Origin of the sequence: Acetivibrio ethanolgignens (assembly GCF_001461035.1) — a bacterium.
Classification (GTDB): Bacteria; Bacillota; Clostridia; order Lachnospirales; family Lachnospiraceae; genus Velocimicrobium; species Velocimicrobium ethanolgignens.
The window spans coordinates 1-3,988 of the sequence record NZ_LNAM01000031.1; the positions used below are offsets into that span (position 1 = coordinate 1).

3 protein-coding genes are annotated in these 3,988 nt (G+C 42.0%); all 3 read right to left on the reverse strand.

Annotated elements, in window-relative coordinates:
• Window positions 1–186 precede the first annotated feature (186 nt).
• Entirely contained in the window at window positions 187–2,133 is a 1,947-nt protein-coding gene (gene bilR, locus ASU35_RS02740) for a bilirubin reductase, long form (protein ID WP_058351568.1), read from the reverse strand.
• Window positions 2,134–2,168: 35 nt separating this feature from the next.
• Entirely contained in the window at window positions 2,169–2,594 is a 426-nt protein-coding gene (bilQ, locus tag ASU35_RS02745; protein WP_058351569.1) for a bilirubin utilization transcriptional regulator BilQ, read from the reverse strand.
• A gap of 155 nt (window positions 2,595–2,749) precedes the next feature.
• The coding region (locus ASU35_RS02750; RefSeq protein ID WP_147525345.1) for a C69 family dipeptidase at window positions 2,750–3,988 on the reverse strand (1,239 nt) is incomplete at its 5' end.

Below are 3,988 nucleotides of genomic sequence, written 5' to 3' on the forward strand. Positions count from 1 at the left end.
CTGAAAAACATATCAAAATCTTTTTCAAAAAGTTCTTGACATATCACCAGAATGCTATTACGACTAATGCCCTTAGTATACACCGTTCACTCCTATTTTTCAACTTCTTAACTTAACTTATAAGTAAAGGCTGTCACCCTGCGATTTTGCAACCGCTAAAGCAACAGCCTATCTACTCTCTATTATTTACAGTTCACAAGCTACATCATAACCGCTCTTAACCGCATACTCAATCGTTCCCTTTGCATCCTCTGCACAGTCACCGATATAGTGAACTGGTACTGTGATGCCAGAAAGCTCAGGACGTACCTTTTTCGCTCCAACAGCCATAACAACAAAATCTGCCGGAATCTGAACCGCCTCTGTTATCTCATTTTCTCCATCCTTTGCTGTCCGTGTACAATTTACAATGCCAGCTTCTATAGAATCTACCTTTGTATTTGGAGAAAGAACTACGCCATACTCTTTAAAATCCTCAAGCATAGTAGGGAGAATCGTATTACTTTCTTCTTTTGCAATAGCATCTAGCATTTCAATAACCGTTACTTCAGCTCCCTGATGTGCCAGATATTCGGCAGTCTCTGCACCTACCAGGCCGCCACCAATAACAGCCACCTTACCAAATACGATTTCCTTTCTATCCAGGACATCCCATGCACTTACTACCTGAGCCCCATCTGCACCCGGGATTGGAGGCATCGCATTTTGGGCACCGGTTGCTACAATAACCTCGTCATAAGCGTTTAGCTCCTCTATCGAAGGAGTACCGCCCAGCTTAAAGTCTACCGTAAGCTCTGCAAAAACAGCTTCATAGTATCGTACAAAGCGAAGCATCTCTTCCTTTCTCGGTGGTACGCTGGCAATCCTAAGCTGACCGCCAATATGGTATGCCTTATCATATACCGTTACCTTATGACCTCTTTCTGCCGCTACCCTTGCAGCCTCCAGACCGGCAGGACCGGCACCAATAACAGCTATCTTCTTTACCTGCTCTGCTTTTTTAATCATTCTCTTATACTCGTAGCCATTTTCTGCATTTAGCACACAGCTTAAAAATGTACGGTTCTGAATGCTGTCGGTACAACCCTTATTGCACATGATACAGGTTCTTACACACTGAGGCTTATTTTCTTCACATTTCTTTACAAAATCAGGGTCTGCTAAAAGGGAACGTCCCAAACCAACCATATCTGCCAGGCCACCAGCCACTACTGCTTCTGCTGCCTGCGGAGTTACAATTCTTCCGACACAGGATACCGGTATGGAAACCTTATCCTTAACCATCTTAGCATACTCTACCGTAAAGCCATAATCCTGAACACCCATCGGAGGAATAGTGTCTGCCATATTACCAGTATGATTTGCCTGAGCAACATGAAGGGTATCTACGCCAGCCTCCTCTAAAAGCTGTGCGAGCTTCAATGCCTCCTCCGGTATCAGGCCACCTTTTCCACGAAGGCCGCCCTCCTTCATCGGTGTAATCACTGGAAGCTTATAGTCAATTACAATATCGGGAGCCGCTTCTCTTAAAGCCCTTACCAGCTTTAAGGCAAATTTCGTACGGTTTTCAAAGCTTCCACCGTAGCTGTCCGTTCTTTTATTTAATATACTGGAGCAAAGAGAGCCCACCAGACGATCGCCATGAACCTCAATCGCATCCACACCTGCCTTTACTGCCAGAGCAGCACAAGCCTTCATTTTTTCAAGAATAACATCCAGCTGCTCCTCTGTTACCTCATTTACAAAATGCTGCATATCATGATGAAGCTTTACTCTGGCCTCCTGCATCGCTCCCTTGGCAAATAAAGCAGCCAGTGCCGCTACATCATATTCAGGATGAAACAGCTGTAATCCCAGCTTACAATCATACTTATGACAGGCATCCGAAAGCTTCTTAAAGGACTCTACCTGCTCCTCCTTAAAGAGCTTCGGTGTTGGACTTACCGTATTCAATGGTGCTACATCCCCGATTACGATATAGCCTACACCACCCTCAGCCAGACGACTGTAGAAATTCAGGCTCTGCTCACCGATAGAACCATCTCTCTCCTCATAGCCTGTAGTCAGTGGAGGAAACATAATACGATTCTTAAAGGTTGTTTTTCCTACTTTGATTGGCTCTAAAATCTTCATAGCAATCCCTCTTTCTTATAAAATATAGTTTTTTATTAAAAAGCTTCCTCCTGCAAGGCTTTATCCACCTTACCCAGCAGTTCTAAAAGAAGCTTTGCTTCCTCCTTTGTGAGACTCTTCATAGCCAGCTTATCCCAGTCTTCTACCAGCGTATGAATTTCATTAAAAATCTCCAGACCCTTTTTGGTTGGATACAAAAGTACCTGACGCCGGTCTGTTTCACTCTTCTTCCGTTCTACATATCCCAGCTTTTCCAGCTTTAAAATGCATCTGGTTATATGTCCATGATCCATGTGGAACCACTCTGACATCTCACCCGGCGTTGCCCCCGGCTTCTTACAAATATAAATAAGATACTGGTATGTACCATCTGTAAGTCCATACTGGTCCAAAAGTGCAGCTCCGTATTTGATGAACTGCTTCCGAAGCCCTGTAATATAAATGGCTAATGAACCTTCCAAATTACTTCTCCCCTTCCTGCAAATTCTCTTACCCCTATTATAGCACTTTATTTGACTAAGTCAAATACTTTTTGATAAAATTTTCACATTTGTTTGTATAATATAACAGGGCTATCTAAAAACGAATAGCCCTGTTAATCCACTTAATTATTTTATTACTTAACTACTGCCTTTACCTGGGAAGAATAGCTTGTATAAACCTTCTTTCCATCAATAGTCTTTACACCTCTTACCTTGTAGTAATAAGTCTTTCCAGTCTTTAAGCTCTTAGTAGAAAGCTTAACTGAGGTTTCTGTTCCCTTAACCTCTTTTACCAGCTTATAGGTACCATCCTTTGAAGAAGCTCTGTAAATACGATAGGAATCCACATCATAAGAACCAGACTTCTTCCAGCTAACCTTAACGGAACCCTTGGCAGCCTTTGTTGTTGTGGTTACCTTTGTAGCCTTAACACCAGCTGTAATTTTAGCATTTTCAAGAGTAGCTTCAAGCTCTGCAATTTTTTCATTTGCTTTTACCAGCTTATCCTGCTCTGCTTCTGCCTCTGCATTTACTGCCTTTAACAGCTCTGCATCATTTGCATAGGTATCCATCAGACCTGCATACTTTGGCATAGTCTTTTTAGCAGTCTCACTGAGGGCAAATGGCTTGCCGGTGTTTCCAGCCTTAATATAAGCCTCTAATTCCTTCTTAACCTGCTCTGCTGCTGCATAGGTCTGCTTTGCAATATTCTTTCCAAGAACAGTAGCTACAACAGATGCCTTTGCCGGACTTTCATTATAGATAGCCTTCATCTTTGTATCTACAGTCTTCTGCTGCTCAATTAAGCTCTTCTGATATTCTGCAAAATATGCTTTTACAGCATCTGCTCTATTTGCACGATCCTCTGAACATAAGATATTCAGCTTACTGAATATCCAGAAATAAGAATTATCTACATACTGTAAGCTCTCTACATTATATTCATCATTTACACTTGTAACTAATGCTGAATAATAAGGAACATAAATCGCAAACTCACTTGGAGAATTGGTCTGCCACTGAATGGTAGCCAAAGTATCCGGCATATTTTCTCTAATTTCAAAAATATGGCACTCTGACTGTCTAGGATTTCCAATAGAGTATCCTGTCTCGCCCTCCTCCTGTGTATAAGGAGTGTTTTCTCCACGGGTAGCTAACAGGCGAAGAACCTCATAAGTAGTCATCTTTCTGTCCGGATTATGTAACAAAGCAATTGGAGATTCCTTGCTATTATTATCAATAGAAGTATAATCGCGGGTCTTTTTATCAATCTTTAAAGCTGCATCAATCTTTTCTGCCTCTGCCTTATTAATATAAAACATACCCTGCATATAACGCTCATACTGACCGGCACCAGAGTTTTTATCGCTGTA

Bases quoted from the DNA above. Each gene is read 5' to 3' on its own strand.
- bilR (WP_058351568.1), bottom strand. From the start codon at position 2,133: ATGAAGATTTTAGAGCCAATCAAAGTAGGAAAAACAACCTTTAAGAAT.